This window comes from Pseudomonas nunensis (assembly GCF_024296925.1).
GTDB classification, from domain to species: domain Bacteria; phylum Pseudomonadota; class Gammaproteobacteria; order Pseudomonadales; family Pseudomonadaceae; genus Aquipseudomonas; species Aquipseudomonas nunensis.
Window position 1 is genome coordinate 4,411,849 of the sequence record NZ_CP101125.1, and the last position, 19,415, is coordinate 4,431,263.

Consider the following 19,415-nt stretch of genomic DNA (forward strand, 5'->3'; position numbering starts at 1 on the left):
ACGGAAAAAGCGAGAGAGCACGCAAGCGCACTCCCCCGCCAAAACACTATCCGATATTACTGAAGCAGTTTCAGTACAGCGGATGGCAGCTGGTTAGCCTGGGCCAGAACAGCGGTGGAAGCTTGTTGCAGAGTTTGCTGTTTGGTCAGGTTAGCGGTTTCTGCGGCGAAGTCGGTATCTTGTACGCGACCTTGAGCAGCAGTAACGTTTTCAGTGATGTTTTGCAGGTTGGAGATGGTGCTGGTCAGACGGTTTTGCGAAGCACCCAGGTTTGCACGGGTTGCACCGATGGCAGCGATTGCAGCGTCGATCGCGGTGATCGCGTTGTCGATGTTGGCAGCAGCCGAGCTTACGCCAGTACCGGTAGTACCGGTCAGAACTACAGTACCGCTACCTACGGACAGGCTGACGGCGTCGAACTTGGAGCTCAGAACCAGGTCGATGTGGTTGGCAGTACCAGTGTTGGAACCCACTTGCAGGGTCATGGTGCCAGCCGAACCGTCCAGCAGTTGCTTGCCGTTCAGGTTGGTCGAAGCCGCGATACGAGTCAGTTCGTCAGACATCTGAGCGAATTCGGCGTTGGTTGCGGTCTGGTCAGCAGTGCCGTTGGTGCCGTTACGTGCTTGTACAGCCAGTTCACGCATACGTTGCAGAATGTTGGTGGATTCTTGCAGAGCGCCTTCAGCGGTCTGAGCCATCGAGATACCGTCGTTGGCGTTTTTTACCGCAACGTTCTGGCCACGGATCTGGGAGGACATACGGTTGGAGATCTGCAGGCCGGCAGCATCGTCTTTAGCGCTGTTGATTTTCAGGCCGGAAGAAAGACGAGACATCGAAGTCGACAGAGCGTCGGAAGCGCGGTTCAGGTTTTTCTGAACGTTCAACGACGTGGTGTTGGTGTTTACTGTTAAAGCCATGACGAATTCCTCGTTGGTTGGGTACTGCGGCTTCCGGCCCTGGCAACCGCCGGGTATGGCCTAGAGAACCTTCGTAATAGTTATCGTCGGAAATGCAGGTTGCTTGAGGGCTTTTTTGAAAAATATTGCCATCACACTGCCACCCCCTAGAAAACAAAGGCTTAGCAGCCTCTCACCACCCGAAAAATGACGCCATAAATCCGTCCGACACCCAAACATCCCAACCAGAGCCGTTGGTCGACTTTCAAAGCTGAACGCTTTCCAGCAAATCCACCAGTTCGTATTCCATGAAGTCGGCCAGTCCCAACCAATCCTGGCGCTCCTGGCACGCGAGCATTTGTGTGAGTACCTGCGTCCATTTCAGCTGAATGTCCCGAGGCGCCGTCGACAACAAGCGCTGCGCCTCATCGAACACATCGACCATGGCCAGTGCCGCTTCGACATCCCGGCCCAGGCGGAACAGCCCGGCGCACTGCCGGCACTCGTCAACGCATTGCTCCAGCGCACTCATTGCACGAACTCCTGATTGAAGCGCGTGCCGGCAATCATCGCGCCCGCCCGACTGCTGTTATAGAAGCGCACCTCGGGGTGTCCGGCGATGTATCGCTCCAGCTCACACAGGTAACTACGGAAATTCAGCTGTGTGCGGACCCGCTCGCCGTGCCCGTCGCGCACCCAGTGACGGGCCAGATTCACCCCGGGCCCCAGATCACCATCACTCCAGCCGGCATGGGTCTTGTTCATCGGGAAGGCAAAGTCGGCACCAAACAACGTAATGCGTTCGGCGCCCATCTTCACGGCCAGGTCCACGGCCGGATGAATCACGCTGCCGCCCACATACAACTCGGCCCTGGCGTACTGGCGTCGCAACGAGGCATAGACCGGGCTGGCCGAGTAACCGCCATAGCGCTTGCCCCTCCAGGCCTTCAACACCTCGGGATCGCTCATGGGCAGGTACACCAGCGGAATGCCGTCGGAGTCCTCAAAAGGCAAATGCCGGAAACTGATGCGCTGATCGATGCTCACCACCAGATCAGGTTTGATCCCGTGCTCACGCAACGGTCGATAGGCGGTGTCGACGCAGACGAACAGCGGCCGTTGCGCCTGCTCGCGAATCGCCGCCAACTGTTCGAAATGACTTTCGAGACTCGGTCCGGTGCCGATCACGTAGATTTCCTGACCGGCGCATGTTCCGAACAGTTGCGCAACATCATCGTCGGCAAGCAGCACTTCAAGGCCGTCCTGCAAACGCTGGAGAATCACCGGGGATTGCGGATCGAAATCACGGTTGTTGAAGCTCAGGTGCACTTCACTGACCAAACGATCGCGAATTTTCGCGTTGAAGTCGTCCGCCAGCACCATCTCGGAGGGCAGCGCAAAGAACGGCGTGTAGATATCCGCTTGATCACCGGCGTACAGCAACTCCACGCGGGGGTCGTCGAGCCATTGCCGCTGGTCGAGCAGTTGCAGGACCAAGGCAAACAAGGCACCGTTGAGAATGTGCACATACAGCCGCTCAAGGTTGTCACGCTCAAGCAGCACAGCGGGCAAATCCCCCAGGCCGGTGCCATAGACATGCAACCGCGCCTTGTCCGCTGGCAGGCTGACCGCCTGCACCCGGGCTTCATGCACACGGTCATGCCGGCTGGTGAGCTGGATGCCGCCGATACTCAGCGTCGAACCCAACCCTTCGGACAACTCGGCCTGGATGGCCGTGCTGTCTTCCAGCATCAACCGCGTATAGAGCGTCGGCCAGCGCCGCTCGATCACCCGGGCATTGTCGTCAAAGCTGTCGCTCATGCTGCCTCGCTGTACTTACAGGCAAAAAAATAGCGTTCAAGGTTAACCCTTGAACGCTATTTTTGTATCAGGGATTGCGGTTCAAGGACGATAGATGATCGCCGAACCCCACGACAGCCCTACACCAAAACCGCTCAACGCAACGCGCTTCCAGTCCGAGTCCAGAACGTGTTTTTCCAGCAACAACGGAATGCTCGACGACACGGTATTCCCGGTCTCGACCATGTCCTTGATGAACTTCTCCGGCTCGCCTTCGAAACGCCGGGCCACCGCATCGACAATCGCCGCGCTGCCCTGGTGAATGCAGAAGGCATCGATGTCGTCAGCCTTGAGGCCCGACTCATCGAGCAACTCATGCAAATGCGCCGGGACCTTGAGCAGCGCGAAGTTGAAGACCTGGCGGCCGTTCATATAGAACACGCCATCGGTGACCTTCAAATGCGGTGCGCCGGAACCGTCGGTGCCGAACTTGGCCTTGCCCAGTTGCCATGGCGCGCCCTCGCCCATCCAGGTCGCGGTGGCGGCATCGCCGAACAGCATGGTGGTGTTGCGGTCTTCCGGGTCGACAATCTTGGAATACGGATCGGCGGTGATCAGCAGGCCGTTTTTCAGGCCCGTGGCTTCCATGAAGCCCTTGATCGCATAAATGCCGTAGACGTAGCCCGAGCAGCCCAAGGAAATATCGAACGCTGCCACGTTAGTCGACAAGCCCAGCTTGTCCTGCACGATGGCAGCGGTGTGTGGCAGGCCTTCTTCGTCACCGTTCTGGGTGACAACGATCAGCACGTCGATGTCTTCACGTTTGAAATCAGGGTTGTTGGCGAACAGCGCATTGGCTGCTTCGACACACAGGTCCGAGGTTTCTTGCTCAGCGTCTTTGCGCGGCAGGAAGGCCGAACCGATCTTGCCCAGGATGAACTCTTCATCCTTCTCGAATTTTGCACCTTGTGCGTAATTGTCCACGCCGGCTACAGGAACGTAGCTCGCAATGCTTTTTATGCCAATCATTACGGCTTCCCAATAATAAACAGCCCAATACCACCGCTCGCAAGGATTCGAGGGGCGCCGACATACAAAGATTTTCAGCCGCCCGCAACGGGCGACAGCGGGGAGCGTCAAGGGCTATCACTGGACCCGATAAAGGGCCAGGCGCCATCTCCCCGGTCAATACAATACAGTGAAGATGCGCGTTATGACTCACAGGTCACGCTATTTTGCCGAATCAACCCGACAAGGGTTATTCGACCAAGGACCAGTCCAGCGCGGTTCCGCGCTTGATTGCCTGGCGAGCGCGGCGGCCCAGAAGGCTTTCAGCGTGTTTGGGCGCCAGCCCCAGGCCCGGGCGGATGGCCCGCAGATTGGCGACGGTGAAGGCTTCACCGGCGGCCATGTCCTGAGTGACGTACAGCGAGCGACGGTACACCAGCGATTTGCGCTCGGCTTCGGTCACGCCGTAATGCACCTGACCCATGGCCTGCCAGGCGCGCTCGGTTTCGATCACCAGGCTGGCCAGTTCGGCAGGCTCCAGGGAGAAACTGGCGTCCACCCCGCCAGCGGCACGGTCGAGGGTAAAGTGTTTTTCCACCACCGTCGCCCCGAGCGCCACCGCCGCGACAGAAACGCCGACGCCCATGGAGTGATCCGACAACCCGACTTCGCAACCAAACAATTCGCGCAGATGTGGAATCGTTCGCACATTGCTGTTGGCCGGGGTCGCCGGGTAGGTGCTGGTGCATTTGAGCAGCACCAGGTCCTTGCAACCGGCCTCACGGGCGGCACGCACGGTTTCGTCGAGCTCGGCGATGCTGGCCATGCCGGTGGAGATGATCAGCGGTTTGCCGGTGGCGGCGACCCGGCGGATCAGCGGCAAGTCAGTGTTTTCGAAACTGGCGATCTTGTAGGCCGGCACGTCGAGGCTTTCGAGGAAGTCCACGGCCGTATCGTCGAACGGCGTCGAGAAGGCGAGCATGCCGAGTTCTTTGGCCCGGGCGAAAATCGGCGCGTGCCATTCCCACGGCGTATGAGCCTTCTCGTATAACGCGTACAGCGAAGTGCCGGTCCACAGGCTGTTCGGGTCCTTGATGAAGAACTCGCCTTCATCGAGGTCCAGGGTCATGGTCTCGGCGGTATAGGTTTGCAGTTTCAAGGCATGGGCGCCGGCCTTGGCCGCAGCCTCGACGATTTGCAGGGCTACCTCCAGCGACTGGTTATGGTTGCCACTCATCTCGGCAATGATGAACGGCGGCGCGTCGGCACCGATCAAGCGCTCGCCAATCTTGAAGCTAGTCATTGCGGTGATCCTTTAAAACGCGGGTGAACGCGCAAGCATGCTGAGTGAAACCGGCTTCGCGAAACAGACTCAGCGACGGCTGGTTGGCAGGTAATACTTGAGCAGTGATGGTGTGCAGTTGCGGCCAACGGGCCTTCACGAACGCTTCGCCGCGAGCCAGCAGCGCCCTGCCCCAGCCCAGCCCAAAGCGCCCTTCGAACAGATAAATCGAGACTTCGGCGCTGGCACCGTGAAGGTCATAACGCAGCGCACCGACCGGACCGTCACCCGCTTCGGCGATCAACAGCAACCGTTGCGGATTGTCCAGGCTTGCGGCCAGCCAGGCCTGATGCGCAGGCCAGTCAATGACGCGGCTGTCCAGCGACCAGCGCCGCACGGTGTCGGCATTGCGACCCTCGAACAACAATTGCGCATCGTCCAAAGTCGCCTCTCGTACCGGCAGCACCGCACCGACCAGCGCGGCCGCCACCCGTTGCGCACCACGGCCATCGACCAACCGGTGGGAACGCTCGGCCAGGCTCTGGCGCAAACCCTGATTACCGGCGACAAAACCGATGGCCTGGCGCAGTTGCTCGACACTGACCTGCTCACGCGCCCCGAGGAATACATGGGCGCCCGAAGTGGCCATGACCTCGCCATTGGCCTGCTGGTTATTCGACACGGCAATGCAGATCGTCGGCAGCCCCATGGCCGCCCGCTCCCAACTGGTGCCGCCACCGGCGCCGACAAACAGGTCGGCCTCGGTCATCAAGCGATAAAAGTCGCTGACAAAACTGTGCAGGCGCCAGTTCGGACGATCAGCCGCCAGCGCTTGCATTGCATCCCAGGCCGGGTTGTCAGCACCGGCGACGAAGTCGACTTCCAGTTGATGAAAGTCCGCCAGCGCCAACATCGCGTGATGAGTTTGCCGCGCCGCATCGAAGCCGCCGAAGTTCACCAATACGCGCCTGGCCCGGGGTTTGATTTCTATCGCCGGGCAGCAGAATTCTTCGCGCAGCATGGCGAAGCGAGGCCCGAACAAGGTTCGGCAATCGGCGCCAATCAACCCGACATAAGCTTCGGGAGCGCCCGACAGATTCTGGTTGAGCAGCAAATCGACGTCATAAGTGCGCGTCGCCAGATCAACTACCGCCGCGATCCGAGGCGCCCAGCGCCGCGCGGCGGTTTGCCAGTGATGATCGAGGCCGTAGTGGTCGACGATGATCCAGTCGAAGGGCGCGTGGTTTTCCAGTGCGAGGCCCAGCGCAACAATATCCGCCTGCCACGGCAGCATGGATTCGATGGCCTGCTGCGGGTCTTCATCGGGATAGTGATCGGGCAAACGCAACGTTTCAAAGCCTTCGGCCGCCAGACTGTCCAGCCGATGGCCCGGCAACTCACGACAGGCGAACGCGACGTGCGCGCCTTGTCTGCGTAAGGTCCTGGCCAAGGGCAGCAAACGGGCGATATGCCCGCTACCAATGGTTGGCGAAGCGTCGGAACGAATCAGCACCCTCATTGCAATTCACCGCCCGCCTTCAAAGCGGCATACAGGTATTCGGCGCGCTTCCAGTCTTCAGGCGTGTCGATGTCCTGCACCAGATAGCGCGGCAGGATCACCGGAAGGCTTTGCGGTGAATACAGCACGTCGCCGCGCAACCACGCATCGGTGCGCCCCCAGTAAAACTGCCCGGCATCCTGATAGGCCGGCGGCAAGTCCTGGGAGCGCGTCTCACGAAACTCTGGGTACAGCGCGGTCAAGGCGCCCTGATCATCAAGAGTCAGGGCGCGCTGCACCGGAAAACCGAAGTCGCAGACCGAGAACGCGAAGGATTTGTCCGGGTGCTGCTCCAGCAACTGCATGCCCTGTTGCAGAAATCGAGTTTGCAGCAGTGGCGCCGTGGCGTAGATGCAACAGGCAAGATCAAAATCCTGGTCCTGCAACGCTTGCAGCGCATGAACAATCACCGCCGCCGTGCCGGTGAAATCATCTGCCAGTGCCGCCGGCCGCATGAACGGCACTTGCGCACCGCAAGCCCGGGCCAGGTCAGCGATTTCTTCGTCGTCGGTGCTGACGACCACTTGGGCGAACAACCCCGAATCGAGAGCGGTTTTAATCGAACGGGCAATCATCGGCACGCCGTCGAACGGCTTGAGGTTCTTGCGCGGTATGCGTTTGCTGCCACCGCGGGCCGGGAAGATTGCGACGTTGTTCAAGGGCGTTTTTCCAGAAGGAACCAGGTGATGTCATCCGCCGGGAATTGCGGATCGCGGTGGTAACCGAAACCGTAATCCACCAGTTGCAAGTCATCATAACGATCGAGCATCTCACCGGCAAAATCACGCTTGAACAACTTGCCGCTGTTGCCGCGATACGAGACTTCGACCGGCGCCGGGTTGTAGTACTCGGCGATCAGGATGTAACGCTGGCTCAATTCATACAGCTGCGCATAGGCCGCCGAGAGCAACTCCGGCGCCAAGTGGATCAGCACGCCTTTGCTCAGGGTCAGGTCAAAGCGGCGCTTGCGGGGGAAATCGAACAGCGAGCCGTGCCAGATCTGCGCGATCCCCAATGCCTGGGCCTGGGCATGGGCGCTGGCATTGATCTCCACACCGAACAGCTCGCACTGTGGCAACAACTGATGCAACGCCTGCAAATTGTTGCCGGCGTTGGTGCCCAGTTCCACCAGGCTTTCAATCCGCCCGGCCCGGGTCAACGCCTTGGCAAACAACGCCAGGTTGGCGGCCACCAGCGGTTGGCCGACGTTGCGGTCGACGTATTGATTGCCGAAGTCACCCTGCCAGAACTTTTCCTGCTCACTCAGTTCACGCATTGCACACTCTCATTTAAAACGCTGAACCCTGTGGGAGCGGGCTTGCTCGCGAAAGCGGTGTATCAGCGACATTAATGTTGGCTGACAGGACGCTTTCGCGAGCAAGCCCGCTCCCACATTGGGCGCTGCGGCGGTTATTCGGTCAGTCGTCGCAGTTGCTCAACCACATAATCCTGCTGCTCATCACTGAGCAACGGAAACAGCGGCAGGCTGATGGCTTCGGCGTAGTAGCGCTCGGCCTGTGGGAAGTCCCCTTCGGCAAAACCCAGGTCACGGTAGTACGGCTGCAAATGCACCGGAATGTAGTGCAGGTTCACCCCCACTCCGGCCGCTCGCAACCCTTCGAACACCTGGCGATGGCTGAGGCTGATGCGATCCAGCTGCAAGCGCACCACGTACAGATGCCACGCCGATTCGGCCTCGGGCTGAGGGCTGGGCAAGGTCAGCGGCAAGTACGCGAGCAAGCGGTCATAACGCGCCGCCAGTTCACGTCGGCGCGCGATGAAGTCATCCAGTTTGTTCAACTGTGACAGCCCGAGCGCTGCTTGCAGGTCGGTGATGCGGTAGTTGAAGCCCAGTTCCACTTGCTGGTAATACCAGGGGCCGTGGCTGGGTTCGGTCATCTGCGCGGGATCGCGGGTCATGCCGTGGCTGCGCAGGCGTTGCAGGCGCTCGGCCAAGTCCTGGCGATTGGTCAGGACCATGCCACCTTCGGCGCTGGTGATGATTTTCACCGGGTGAAAGCTGAACACCGTCATCGCGGCGAAATCACCGCAACCCACAGGACGCCCGGCATAGGACGCGCCGACCGCATGGGAGGCGTCCTCAATGATCGTGAAGCCATAACGCTCGGCCAGTTCGGCGAGCATGCGCATGTCGCAGCTCTGCCCGGAGAACGCCACCGCCACCAACACTTTGGGCAGCGTGCCGCTGTCTTCCGCCGCTTCGAGTCTGGCTTTCAGGGCGTAGGCATCGAGGTTCCAGGTCAGCGGGTCGATGTCGACAAAGTCCACCTCGGCGCCGCAGTAACGTGCGCAATTGGCCGAGGCCAGAAAGGTATTCGGTGTAGTCCACAACCGATCACCCGGCCCGAGACCGACGGCCAAGCAAGCGATGTGCAGCGCCGCCGTGGCGTTACACACCGCCACCGCGAAATCGGCCTGGCAACGTTCGGCCATGGCCTGTTCGAAACGCTCGATGGTCGGGCCCTGGGTCAGCCAGTCGGACTGCAACACGGCGACTACCGCATCGATGTCGGCCTGATCGAGACTTTGCCGACCGTAGGGAATCATGCCGACAGGTCCGCGTGCAGATCGGCGATCTGGCCGACCGACAGGTAGTGCGGATTGGTGTCGGAGCGGTACTCGAAATCTTCGCTGACCGGTTTGCCCTGCTCGCCCAATTTGTCCACGGCAAAATCCACGTCGACGCTGGTGAAGCGGATCGACGGCTGGATGGTGTAGTGATCGGCGAACTCAAGCGTCATGCGCGCATCGTCCAGCGGCACCATCAGCTCATGCAGCTTTTCACCCGGACGAATCCCCACGTGTTTGTGCGGCAAGTGTTCGGCCATGCCTCGCGCCAGATCGACGATGCGAATCGACGGAATCTTCGGCACGAACACTTCACCGCCGTGCATCCGGGCGAAGCTGTCGAGCACAAATTGCACGCCGTGATCGAGGGTGATCCAGAACCGCGTCATGCGTTCATCGGTAATCGGCAATTCGGTGGCGCCTTCGTTGATCAGCTTGCTGAAAAACGGCACCACCGAGCCGCGCGAGCCGGCCACGTTGCCGTAGCGCACCACGGCAAAACGGGTCTGCTGTTCGCCGGCGATGTTGTTGGCGGCCACGAACAGTTTGTCCGACAGCAACTTGGTCGCGCCGTACAGGTTGATCGGGCTGGCGGCCTTGTCAGTGGACAGCGCGACCACTTGCTTGACGCCATTGTCGATGGCGGCAGCGATGATGTTTTCCGCGCCGTTGACGTTGGTGCGGATGCATTCGGTCGGGTTGTACTCAGCGGCCGGCACTTGCTTCAGGGCTGCGGCATGCACCACGTAATCGATGCCGCGCATGGCCTGGCGCAAACGCTCGGCGTCGCGCACGTCACCAAGGAAGTAACGCATGCACGGGGCGTTGAACGTCTGCTGCATCTCGTACTGCTTGAGTTCGTCCCGGGAGAACACCACCACGCGCTTGGGCTGGTATTGCTCCAGCAAGCGGCGGATGAAGTTGCGCCCGAACGACCCCGTGCCGCCCGAGATGAAAATCGATTTACCGTTGAACATGCCGTGAATCCTTTTAGGCGATCAACTGTGCCCAGTTGATCGAAGTGCTTTCACCCAAGGCGAAACCTTTGCCGGTCAGTGCCAGGTTGGCGTTGTAGGCCTGATCCTGAGCAAACGCAGCGGCCCATTTGTCACGCAAGGCGTCGAGTACCTGTGGCGCCTGAGGCACCACACCCGGATGAACGACTTGCACCAGCGGCGTCCACACCGTGAGGTAACCGGCCTGACCGGCCTTGAGGCACAGATCGACGTCGCTCAAGCCTTCGGCGAACGTCACGTCATCCAGGCCACCCAAGGCGTCGAACAGTTCTTTGCGCACCATCAGGCACACCTGCGACACCGCCGAGTAGTTCTGCTCCAGCACCAGTCGTTGCAGGTAGCTGCTGCCGGCGTCATAGCGCTGGCCGATAAAGGCCGAACCGACACCGCCATTCAACCCCAGGATCAAGCCCGCTTGCGTGACCTTGCCTTCACGATCGACCAGTTTGGCACCGACGATACCCACTTCCGGACGCTGGGCATGGTTGAGCAGCGACTCGATCCAGTTCGGGTTAACCACTTCACTGTCCGCTGCCAGCAGCACCAGGTATTCACCCTGGGCCTGCTGACTGGCGGCGTTGTACAGCGCCACGTCGTTCAGCGGTCGATCGGCGCACAGCACGCGAACTTTGGCGTGCTGGTGAGCACCAAGCCAATCGTTGACCTCGGAAGACTGATTCGGGTTGACCGCGATCAGCACTTCGTAGCGGGTGTAGCGGGTGCGCAACAACACACCTTGCAGACACTGTTGCAGCACTGCCAAATCGTCCCCGGCCGGAATGATGACCGACACCAATGGACGCTCGGTATGGCGGTAATCGATCTGGTAGGTGCCCGGCGTCGCCGAGGTGACCTTGGCCTTGTAGCCACGGTTGCCCAGATGGCGCAACAACGCCAGGCGTTCGTGGGCGTTTTCTTCGAGCACCGGGGCTTGGGCGATCAGCAGCGGCTCGTCCAGGTGGGCCAAGCCATTCAGGCCACCCTCCTCGATGATGCGCAGCAGCAAGTCGAATTCCAGCGCTTTGCTGAAGTCAGCCTGATAACCACCGGCGGCGACCAATACGTCGCGACGGATCAGCCAATGCCGCGCCATCAAGGCCGGCACGCTTTGCAGCAGGTCGAGGTTGAAGCCGGGACGGAACACATCCACCAGTGCGCCGTTGTCGTTACGCTGGATTTCATCGGTGGCCACGGCGCGCACGTCGGTGGCAGACATTAGCTCCAGGCTGGCGCGCAACAGGCCACCGGCGGTGAACTCATCGCCAGCCTCGGCCAGCAGCAGCCAGTCGCAAGGCGACTGACGGGCGCTGAGGTTCAGCTTGTCGACAAAGTTGCTCGGCGTGACCCGGACAAAGTGCAGCGTGTTGTGCGCCGTAGTCGCCGCCGGGGCTTCGCCCGTAGTGAAGACCACGACTTTGAACGCCTTGCTGTGGCCTTCGAGCAAGCTGTCGAGGGTGACTTGCAGTTTGTCGATGTCGTTATCGAGGTCGAGCAAAAAGATGCCGAACTGCGGGCCACCGTCGTTGGCCGCCAAGTGCCCGGCAATCGCTTCGGCCTGTTCAGCGTCGGGCTGACGCGGTTCCAGCCACTTGAGCAGACGACCCGACAACAGGGTGTCGAATGTAGGGTAGTGGTCGTTGGCCGACACCGCTTCCAGGCGCGCAATCCAGTCGCGCATCCCTTGTGCATCGTCGTCTTCACCCAGAAGCTCCAGCTGTGCGGCCAGACGCCTGACCACGGTCAGGTTGAACGCATTGCTGTCGTGGGCCTGCCACAAACGGTCGACCACACTTTCCGGCGTATCGTTGTTACGCGGGCTCAGCAAGTGTTCCTGGCGAGTCCACACACCTTCCAGGGCTTCGAGCTGAACGCGACCGGCCGGCATGGCATGAAGCATGAATTCGAACTGAGTCAGCTTGTCGAAAAATGCTTGATTGTAGAAAGGCATTTCCATGTATTGCAGAGGCCCGAAACGACGCTGAGGCTCTTTGAGGGTGTTGTTCCAGTTGGACTGGAAAATCAACTCCGCCGTCAGGGCCCGACCGCTCTCCAGGCTGTCGATCATCGCCGCAAAACTTTCCATCGCGAACGCTTTGCCCTGCACCGGATCAAGGTCCTTGATCCCGGTGGGCAATGTGGCCAGGAATTCAGCAAAGGCTTCACGCTCGGCCACCGATTTGGCATCGGTGTAGGTCAGCGAGTGATACACCTCGGTGTTGTGTTCGGAGTTACCGTAGTTGATCTCGCGCACCACATAAGCGGTCGGCAGGATCCGCGCCTTGGCGCACGCCAGCATGTAGTACACGTGACCGATTTCCTGCCATTGGAAACTGGTGCCCGGCGGCAACAGCGCGTACCAGGATTTCATCAGCGAAGTGCGGGTCACTGCGTAGAACGGCGGCAGGTACTGGCGCATGTACTCGACCACGCGATCCTGCGGCCGCTCCGACGAATAGTCCTCGCAGACTTTTTTGTCACGACGGTAGTAGCTGACGCTGGCGCCCAGGGTCAGGTACATCAGGCAATAGCCGTGGCACATCCCGTAGTCGTCGTTGGCTTCCAGGAAGTCCACCGACTCGGCCAGCGCCTCGTGCACGATAAAGTCATCGTCGGCCGCCAGTACCATGTACGGCGTGGTCACTTGCTCCACGCCATAGGCAATCTTGGCCTGGAAGCCGCTGTAGGCAAACTGCGGCACATGCTGGTATTCGACGTCGGGGAGCTCGCCCTGGTAATGCTCGGTGGCGGAATCGAGCACCAGCACTTTGCAAGGCAAGTCGCCGTAGTACTGCATCGCCCTGCGCAAAAAGGCTGGACGGTTGTGGGAAATCAACACCACCGTCAGCAGCTCATTCAACGGCAACATGTGCTCAGAAACGGACTTGCCTTGCATAACCTCTCCCACAACCGGCGAAACGCCTGATTAACGCTTAAATAATGTGCTGGATTAACGAACGCGACGCAGGTAACCGTCCGGTGCCACGGTGAGCAGCAGTTTGTTTTGCATCTGCTGGTCGATCTCGAAATCCTTGTTCTCTTCGAGGTATTTCCACACGGCGGTTTTCGGGTTATCGCCCGGGCCCCATGGACGGTCCGGGAAGAAATCGGCCGGCATGTCCTCAACCACGGTGTCCATTACCACGCAGTAGCTGTCGACGGAAACCAGTGGCGCGTAGAGACGCAGCTCTTCCAGCACGTGGTCGTGGGTGTGGTTGGAGTCGAGCACCAAGATGACTTTCTTGCCTTCGGCGGCAGCACGCACCTGAGCGGCGATTGCCGGGTCGATGCTCGAGCCTTCGATCATTTTGATGCGCTTGCTCATCGGGTGGCTTTCGATGGCTTCGCGGTTGTGCGGACGGATGTCCAGGTCGATGCCCAGCACTTCGCCGTGGCCTTGCAGTTCCAGCAGAGACGCGTAGTAGATGATCGAGCCACCGTGGGCGATGCCGCATTCAATCACCAGGTCCGGTTTGACGTTCCAGATGATCTCTTGCATCGCCAGCATGTCTTGCGGCAACTGGATGATCGGACGGCCCATCCACGAGAAGTGGTAGCTGTACTTGTGCTTGGCCGATTCGTTGAAGAAATCCCGGGCCAGGCCGGTGAGTTTCTGGTCGTCGCCCTGACGCGCGATTTCTGCCTGGCACTCGGCTTCGAAAGCTTTATTGATGGTGTTGTCGGTCATTTTAAAAGTCTCAATAGTCACTGGAACGAAGCGCTGTCTACGGCGTGATAGACGTAGCGTCCACCGGTCATCCGCTTGATTTCTTCGAGGTAGTTAGAGTTCATCACAAACAGGTTGGCGCCTTCAGGCAACGCATCCATGGCCTCTTGGGGCGAGGACACCCGCACGCCACTCAGGGGCAGGTAACGTCCCTGCTTGGCCGGGTTGATGTCCACCACGCGATCCACTGCTACCCCGGCGCGTTGCAGGAACAGCGAATAGATCACGCCTTTGGACGACGCACCCCAGATAGCCGAACCCTGCTGTGGATTGGCCTGGATGATCTGCACCGCACGCTCAAGGCTGCTGGTGAAGTTCTCAGGCAAGTCCAGACGCGGGACCGGTTGTTCAGGGGTCAGGCGCAGGGTCGACAGGTCGGCGACGATGTACAGGTATTGGCCACCGAACAGGTGCCCGGCCTCGTGCACGGTGCCGAACATCCGGCGCAGGTCATCGAGGCGGAAATAATTGACGTGCTCGTAGAACAGGTCGAACCAGGCGCGGTGCTCCAGAATCCAGTCGAAGCACGGCACTTCGATGTAGATCTGCCCGCCCTGATTGGCCTCGGCCATTTGCGCGAGGAAATTCACCGGGTCCTGGATATGTTCCAGCACATGGCGCAACACGATGGCGTCTGCCGCCAGGCCCAAACCACGGGTGAACGGGGCCTTGATCACGTCGGCATTGTTGCCTTCATAGGCCGGGTCGATGCCGGTGATGGCGTAGCCCAGGCCCTTGAGGAGTTCGAGAAAATAACCTTTGCCGCAGCCGACTTCGATCAGCTCCTGGCCCTTGAAGTGGCGGGCAATAATCCCTTCCACATCGCTCAGGTGCTGCTGGAACTGGCCGGAATGCGCCTGTTCGTTCTGGTAGTCGGCGTCGTAGCTGAGCTTGTCGGCATCGAAGGCGTCGTTGAAGATCAACCCGCTCTGTTCATCCTGCACCAGTACCATGTCGGCGCAGGCAGAGGCCCGGGCCGATTGCGGGTCGGCGAAGGTGCGATTCTGCAACACCGGCAGGTCAGCGACCCGATACAACTCATGCTTCATGATTGCCTCCCAACAGTTGTTGCAGACGCTCAGCCACGCCCCAGAACGCCATCGGCTCATGCGTCGGGTATGGGTAGTGGCCGAGGTTCAAACTGATGGATGCGCCGCGTTCACGCAGCCGCTGTTCCACCAGTGTCCTGACCGATATCGGCTGGCCGCTGGAACAATTGACCAGCCCATTGAAATCCCGGCGTTGCAGGATCGCCGCCAGGTAATCGGCGGCGGTGTCGATGGCCAGGTAATCGCGCAGCTGTTCGCCGGCCGACATATTGAAAGTGGCATCGCCGGCATCGATTGCCCGGTCCAGCGCCGCCAGCAAACTGTTGGGGTTCTGGCCTTCGCCGTGCAGGTAAAACAGCCGCGCCCATTGCAGGGTGAATGGCTGAACCTTCTGCAAGTTTTCCAGAAACAGACGCAGGGTGTTTTTCGCCAACCCGTAAGGATTACTCGGCTGCGGCGCGGATTGCTCGGTGAGCGGCCCGCTCTGCATGCCGTATTCGAAACAGGTGCCGGTGACCAACACCTGCGACACGCCCGCCTCGACCGCGCTTTTGATAAACCGGTAGTCGGCCATCAGGTTGTGCTCGAAATGGAACAGCGCCTGATAGTTCGGCAAACCGGGCCAGGCCAGATGTGCCAGGGCATCGACGCCCCCGGTCAACGCCGGGATATCCAGGTCGGCGGCGTGAATATCCGCCGCGATGAATTCCACGTCATTGATCCACGGCAAAGTTGCAGCGGTCTCGGCATTGCGCGCCACGGCGCGCACCTCACAACCCCGGGCGAGCAACGCCGCGACCAGATGCCGGCCGACGAACCCGGTAGCGCCGGTGACCAGCACCTTCACAGGACGGTCAACTCAGGCACGGCGATCACGAAGCGGCCGTCCCACTCACGCACCTGGGCCAGTTGCTGGCTGACTTCGTGCAACAGGTTCCATGGCAGGACCAACACGTAATCCGGTTTTTCGAGGCCGATCCGGGCCGGCGACACAATCGGAATGCGGCTCCCCGGCAGGTACTTGCCCTGCTTGTGCGGGTTGGCATCGGCGACCCACGCGAGCAGGTCCGGCTTGACCCCGGCGTAGTTGAGCAAGGTGTTGCCCTTGGCTGCCGCGCCGTAACCGACCACGCGTTTGCCCTCGGCCTTGGCCTGCAACAGGAAGCGCAGCAGTTCGTGCTTGATGCGTTCGGCAGCCGGGGCCAGGGTCGCGTAGTACTCGGGGGTTTTCACGCCCGCCGCGAGTTCGGCTTGCAACTGTTGCTGCACCGCCGGTTGCACGTCACGACGCTGGCCATCGAGGCGCTGCACAAATACCCGCAGCGAACCGCCATGGGTCGACAACTGACTGACGTCGAAGACTTCCAGGCCATTGCGCGCGCACAGGGTTTGCACGGCGGTCAGGGACAGGTAGGAATAGTGCTCGTGATACAGCGTGTCGAACTGCTGGCCAGCCATCAGCGTCAGCAGTTGCGGAAACTCGAAGGTCGCCACGCCGGTCGGTTTGAGCAAAGTCGCAAAACCGCCGAGGAAATCATTGATGTCCGGGACATGGGCCAGCACGTTGTTGGCGGCCATCAGGTCGGCGGACCAGCCTTCACTGACCAATTGCGCGGCGGTGTCGCGACCGAAAAACAGTTCGCGAATCTCCAGGCCTTTCTCCCGCGCCGCTTGCGCAGTGCTGCGGGTCGGCTCGACGCCCAGGCACGGAATGCCGCGCTTGGCGACGTACTGCAACAGGTAACCGTCATTCGCGGCGATTTCCACCACGCGGCTGTCTGCGCTCAAGCCAAAGCGCTCGACCATCTCGCTCACGTAGCGCTCGGCATGGGCCAGCCAGGTGCTGGAGAACGAACTGAAATACGCATACTCGGCGTCGAACAGGCTGTCGGCGCTGGTGTAATCCTCGGTCTGCACCAGCCAGCAGTGCTGGCACACCGCGACTTTCAACGGCACCCACTGCTCGGCTTGCTCGAGTTGATCGGCACGCACGTAGGCGTTGGACGGCGGCGAGGTGCCGAGGTCGATCAGCGGCAAGGCCAGCGGCGTAGCGCAACCACGGCAATTCATACACGCACTCCGGCGAAGTGTTCATCGAGCACGGGATGGCTGGCGTCCCGGGCTGACAGATTATTGACAGGCAGCGGCCAGGCGATCGCCAACCGTGGATCATTCACCGACAACCCGCCCTCGTGGGCCGGCGCGTAATCGGCGCTGTGCAGGTAGAGCAATTCGGCGTCATCGGTGAGGGTCTGGAAACCGTGGGCAAACCCGGCCGGGATCAGCAAGCTGCGGCCGTCACCGGCCCGCAAGTGCTCGGCGTGCCAGTGCAGGAAGGTCTCGGAGTCGGGGCGCAAATCCACCGCCACGTCCCAGACTTCACCGCGCAGGCAGGTGATCAATTTGGCTTCTGGTGCATCGGCATTCTGATAATGCAAACCCCGCACACTGCCCCTCGCGCGGGTGCAGGAATGGTTGATCTGACGAATATGAAACGCCTGGCCGAACGCGCTCAGGCTGCCTTCGCAGAACAGCCGCGCGAAGTGCCCGCGATCGTCTTCGAAGCGCTTGTGCTGCACGCTGAACAAGCCGTCCAGCGGCAACGCGTTCAAGAGAAATTCGCTCACAGCGCGCCTCGGTAAACGTTCAACTGGGCCAGCGTCACGGCGCGCATGTCGTCGCCGTTTTGCCACGCCAAGTGCCAGTCGAGGGTTTGCGTCAGGCACTGCTGCAACGACCAACGCGGTTGCCAACCGAGCAATTGACGGGCGCGGCTGCTGTCCAGGCGCAGCAGGCCGGCCTCGTGCAAATCACTCGGTTCGATGCGCAAGCCTCGGGCTTGCGGCCAGCGACTGGCGAGCAGCTCGACCACTTCGCCGACGCTGCACATGTCCGCTTCGCTCGGGCCGAAATTCCACGCACCGGCGTATTCCGGGCCTTGTTGGTAGAGGCCGGCGGCCAGTTGCAGATAACCGGCCAACGGCTCCAGCGCGTGCTGCCAGGGGCGCACGGCTTGCGGGTAGCGCAAGGTCACGGGTTCGTCGGCGGACCAGGCTTTCAGCACGTCCGGGATCAGACGCTCCGGGGCAAAATCACCGCCGCCCAGCACGTTGCCTGCGCGGGCCGTGGCCAGGGCCAGACCGTGTTCGTCATGCTTGTCGGCCGGGAAGAACGACGCCGCATAAGACTGCGCCAACAATTCGCAGCACGCCTTGCTGCTGCTGTAAGGATCGTGACCGCCAAGGGCTTCGTCTTCGCGGTACGGCCACAGCCATTCCTTGTTGGCGTAGACCTTGTCGGTGGTCACCAGCACGCAGGCGCGCACGCAACCGACCTGGCGGATCGCTTCCAGCAGATTGAGCGTGCCCATGACGTTGCTGGAATAGGTGCCCAACGGATCGCGATAACCTTCACGCACCAACGGCTGCGCCGCCAAGTGCAAAACGATTTCCGGCTCGGTGTCGGCGATCACTTCAAGCAAGGCGCCCAAGTCACGCAGGTCACCACGCTGATCGTTGATGCCTTCGTGCACCCGCGCCAGTTCAAACAGGCTTGGCTCGGTGGACGGGTCAAGGGCGAACCCGCTGACCTCGGCACCCAGACTTTGCAGCCACAGCGTCAGCCAACTGCCCTTGAAACCGGTGTGCCCGGTGACCAGAACCCGCTTGCCGCGCCAGAATTCCGGGCTCAGTCCCATTGTTTCCATGGGGCCTCCCCGCTCAGCCACAACGCTTCGAGGTGGTTCTTGTCGCGCAGGGTGTCCATCGGATGCCAGAAGCCGTCGTGCTGGAAGGCCTGCAATTGTTCTTCGCTGGCCAGTGCCGCGAGGGGCTCGGCCTCCCAGGACGTCTGGTCGTCGGCGATGTATGGCAAGACCTTCGGCGACAGGACAAAGAAGCCGCCATTGATCCAGCCGCCATCACCGCGCGGCTTCTCGATGAAGCCTTTGACGCTGTCACCGTCGCGCTCCAGGGCGCCGTAACGGCCTGGCGGTTGCACGGCGGTCACCGTTGCGAGCTTGCCGTGGGCCAAGTGAAAGTCCACCAGCGCGCCGATGTTCAAGTCCGAGACGCCATCGCCGTAGGTAAAGCAGAAGGCTTGTTCGCCTTCCAGGTAACGCGAGGCGCGGCGCAGACGGCCACCGGTCATGGTGTCTTCGCCGGTGTCGATCAGGGTCACGCGCCACGGCTCGCTGTAATTCTGGTGAACGTCCATGCGGTTGTTGCACATGTCGAAGGTGACGTCGGAGGTGTGCAGGAAGTAGTTGGCGAAGAAGTCCTTGATCGCGTAGCCCTTGTAGCCAAGGCAAATCACGAAATCGTGGATTCCGTGCGCGGAGTACTGCTTCATGATGTGCCAGAGAATTGGCTTGCCGCCGATCTCGATCATCGGCTTGGGCTTGAGGTGCGACTCTTCGCTGATTCGCGTGCCCAGGCCACCCGCCAAAATAACTGCCTTCATCCTCTTCCCCTCTTGTTCGTCACAGGGCCCGG

18 protein-coding genes are annotated in these 19,415 nt (G+C 60.7%); all 18 read right to left on the reverse strand.

The genetic code is table 11. The features are described from left to right. Positions 1-56: 56 nt before the first annotated feature. Positions 57-917 carry a flagellin domain-containing protein gene (locus NK667_RS19295; protein WP_054049306.1) on the reverse strand — a complete coding sequence of 287 codons (861 nt, stop codon included), beginning with the start codon at positions 915-917 and terminating at the stop codon, positions 57-59. A gap of 244 nt (positions 918-1,161) precedes the next feature. Continuing rightward, a complete protein-coding gene (locus NK667_RS19300) occupies positions 1,162-1,428 on the reverse strand; it encodes a hypothetical protein (RefSeq protein WP_054615756.1) in 267 nt (88 codons plus the stop codon). Next, entirely contained in the window at positions 1,425-2,717 is a 1,293-nt protein-coding gene (locus tag NK667_RS19305) for a motility associated factor glycosyltransferase family protein (protein ID WP_054615757.1), read from the reverse strand. The genes NK667_RS19300 and NK667_RS19305 overlap by 4 nt, the downstream gene beginning before the upstream one ends. 81 nt (positions 2,718-2,798) lie before the next feature. Then, positions 2,799-3,725, reverse strand: a complete 927-nt coding sequence (locus NK667_RS19310) for a ketoacyl-ACP synthase III (RefSeq protein ID WP_054615758.1) — start codon at positions 3,723-3,725, stop codon at positions 2,799-2,801. 229 nt (positions 3,726-3,954) lie between these two features. Beyond that, a complete protein-coding gene (pseI, locus tag NK667_RS19315; protein ID WP_054049298.1) occupies positions 3,955-5,007 on the reverse strand; it encodes a pseudaminic acid synthase in 1,053 nt (350 codons plus the stop codon). Next, positions 5,000-6,505, reverse strand: a complete 1,506-nt coding sequence (gene pseG, locus NK667_RS19320) for a UDP-2,4-diacetamido-2,4,6-trideoxy-beta-L-altropyranose hydrolase (protein ID WP_054615759.1) — start codon at positions 6,503-6,505, stop codon at positions 5,000-5,002. Before pseG ends, pseI begins: the two co-directional genes overlap by 8 nt. Next, entirely contained in the window at positions 6,502-7,203 is a 702-nt protein-coding gene (gene pseF, locus NK667_RS19325) for a pseudaminic acid cytidylyltransferase (protein WP_054615760.1), read from the reverse strand. The genes pseG and pseF overlap by 4 nt, the downstream gene beginning before the upstream one ends. Further along, the gene (locus NK667_RS19330; RefSeq protein WP_054615761.1) at positions 7,200-7,820 is read right to left on the reverse strand and encodes a pseudaminic acid biosynthesis-associated methylase; all 621 of its coding nucleotides are present in this window, start codon (positions 7,818-7,820) and stop codon (positions 7,200-7,202) included. Before NK667_RS19330 ends, pseF begins: the two co-directional genes overlap by 4 nt. A 134-nt stretch (positions 7,821-7,954) precedes the next feature. Then, the gene (pseC, locus tag NK667_RS19335; protein ID WP_054615762.1) at positions 7,955-9,112 is read right to left on the reverse strand and encodes a UDP-4-amino-4,6-dideoxy-N-acetyl-beta-L-altrosamine transaminase; all 1,158 of its coding nucleotides are present in this window, start codon (positions 9,110-9,112) and stop codon (positions 7,955-7,957) included. Continuing rightward, positions 9,109-10,110 carry a UDP-N-acetylglucosamine 4,6-dehydratase (inverting) gene (gene pseB, locus NK667_RS19340; RefSeq protein ID WP_054049288.1) on the reverse strand — a complete coding sequence of 334 codons (1,002 nt, stop codon included), beginning with the start codon at positions 10,108-10,110 and terminating at the stop codon, positions 9,109-9,111. Before pseB ends, pseC begins: the two co-directional genes overlap by 4 nt. A gap of 13 nt (positions 10,111-10,123) precedes the next feature. Beyond that, positions 10,124-13,042 (reverse strand): TIGR00180 family glycosyltransferase, encoded by a 2,919-nt coding sequence (locus tag NK667_RS19345; RefSeq protein ID WP_054615763.1) that lies wholly within the window; start codon positions 13,040-13,042, stop codon positions 10,124-10,126. 54 nt (positions 13,043-13,096) lie between these two features. Next, positions 13,097-13,834 carry a cephalosporin hydroxylase family protein gene (locus NK667_RS19350; RefSeq protein ID WP_054049284.1) on the reverse strand — a complete coding sequence of 246 codons (738 nt, stop codon included), beginning with the start codon at positions 13,832-13,834 and terminating at the stop codon, positions 13,097-13,099. Between the two features lie 17 nt (positions 13,835-13,851). Continuing rightward, on the reverse strand, positions 13,852-14,922 hold the full coding sequence (locus tag NK667_RS19355) for a class I SAM-dependent methyltransferase (protein WP_054049282.1): 1,071 nt from the start codon (positions 14,920-14,922) through the stop codon (positions 13,852-13,854). Further along, on the reverse strand, positions 14,912-15,769 hold the full coding sequence (locus tag NK667_RS19360; protein WP_054615764.1) for an NAD-dependent epimerase/dehydratase family protein: 858 nt from the start codon (positions 15,767-15,769) through the stop codon (positions 14,912-14,914). Before NK667_RS19360 ends, NK667_RS19355 begins: the two co-directional genes overlap by 11 nt. After that, positions 15,766-16,992, reverse strand: a complete 1,227-nt coding sequence (locus NK667_RS19365) for a class I SAM-dependent methyltransferase (protein WP_054615765.1) — start codon at positions 16,990-16,992, stop codon at positions 15,766-15,768. Before NK667_RS19365 ends, NK667_RS19360 begins: the two co-directional genes overlap by 4 nt. Beyond that, positions 16,989-17,549 (reverse strand): dTDP-4-dehydrorhamnose 3,5-epimerase family protein, encoded by a 561-nt coding sequence (locus tag NK667_RS19370; RefSeq protein WP_054615766.1) that lies wholly within the window; start codon positions 17,547-17,549, stop codon positions 16,989-16,991. The genes NK667_RS19365 and NK667_RS19370 overlap by 4 nt, the downstream gene beginning before the upstream one ends. After that, positions 17,546-18,628, reverse strand: a complete 1,083-nt coding sequence (gene rfbG / locus NK667_RS19375) for a CDP-glucose 4,6-dehydratase (protein WP_054615767.1) — start codon at positions 18,626-18,628, stop codon at positions 17,546-17,548. The genes NK667_RS19370 and rfbG overlap by 4 nt, the downstream gene beginning before the upstream one ends. Then, entirely contained in the window at positions 18,610-19,383 is a 774-nt protein-coding gene (rfbF, locus tag NK667_RS19380) for a glucose-1-phosphate cytidylyltransferase (RefSeq protein WP_054615768.1), read from the reverse strand. Before rfbF ends, rfbG begins: the two co-directional genes overlap by 19 nt. Positions 19,384-19,415: the final 32 nt, after the last annotated feature.

Bases quoted from the DNA above. Each gene is read 5' to 3' on its own strand.
- NK667_RS19295 (WP_054049306.1), bottom strand. From the start codon at position 917: ATGGCTTTAACAGTAAACACCAACACCACGTCGTTGAACGTTCAGAAA.
- pseG (WP_054615759.1), bottom strand. From the start codon at position 6,505: ATGAGGGTGCTGATTCGTTCCGACGCTTCGCCAACCATTGGTAGCGGG.
- NK667_RS19345 (WP_054615763.1), bottom strand. From the start codon at position 13,042: ATGCAAGGCAAGTCCGTTTCTGAGCACATGTTGCCGTTGAATGAGCTG.
- NK667_RS19310 (WP_054615758.1), bottom strand. From the start codon at position 3,725: ATGATTGGCATAAAAAGCATTGCGAGCTACGTTCCTGTAGCCGGCGTG.
- pseI (WP_054049298.1), bottom strand. From the start codon at position 5,007: ATGACTAGCTTCAAGATTGGCGAGCGCTTGATCGGTGCCGACGCGCCG.
- pseB (WP_054049288.1), bottom strand. From the start codon at position 10,110: ATGTTCAACGGTAAATCGATTTTCATCTCGGGCGGCACGGGGTCGTTC.
- NK667_RS19300 (WP_054615756.1), bottom strand. From the start codon at position 1,428: ATGAGTGCGCTGGAGCAATGCGTTGACGAGTGCCGGCAGTGCGCCGGG.
- rfbF (WP_054615768.1), bottom strand. From the start codon at position 19,383: ATGAAGGCAGTTATTTTGGCGGGTGGCCTGGGCACGCGAATCAGCGAA.
- rfbG (WP_054615767.1), bottom strand. From the start codon at position 18,628: ATGGAAACAATGGGACTGAGCCCGGAATTCTGGCGCGGCAAGCGGGTT.
- NK667_RS19350 (WP_054049284.1), bottom strand. From the start codon at position 13,834: ATGACCGACAACACCATCAATAAAGCTTTCGAAGCCGAGTGCCAGGCA.
- pseC (WP_054615762.1), bottom strand. From the start codon at position 9,112: ATGATTCCCTACGGTCGGCAAAGTCTCGATCAGGCCGACATCGATGCG.
- NK667_RS19305 (WP_054615757.1), bottom strand. From the start codon at position 2,717: ATGAGCGACAGCTTTGACGACAATGCCCGGGTGATCGAGCGGCGCTGG.
- NK667_RS19355 (WP_054049282.1), bottom strand. From the start codon at position 14,922: ATGAAGCATGAGTTGTATCGGGTCGCTGACCTGCCGGTGTTGCAGAAT.
- NK667_RS19365 (WP_054615765.1), bottom strand. From the start codon at position 16,992: ATGAATTGCCGTGGTTGCGCTACGCCGCTGGCCTTGCCGCTGATCGAC.
- NK667_RS19330 (WP_054615761.1), bottom strand. From the start codon at position 7,820: ATGCGTGAACTGAGTGAGCAGGAAAAGTTCTGGCAGGGTGACTTCGGC.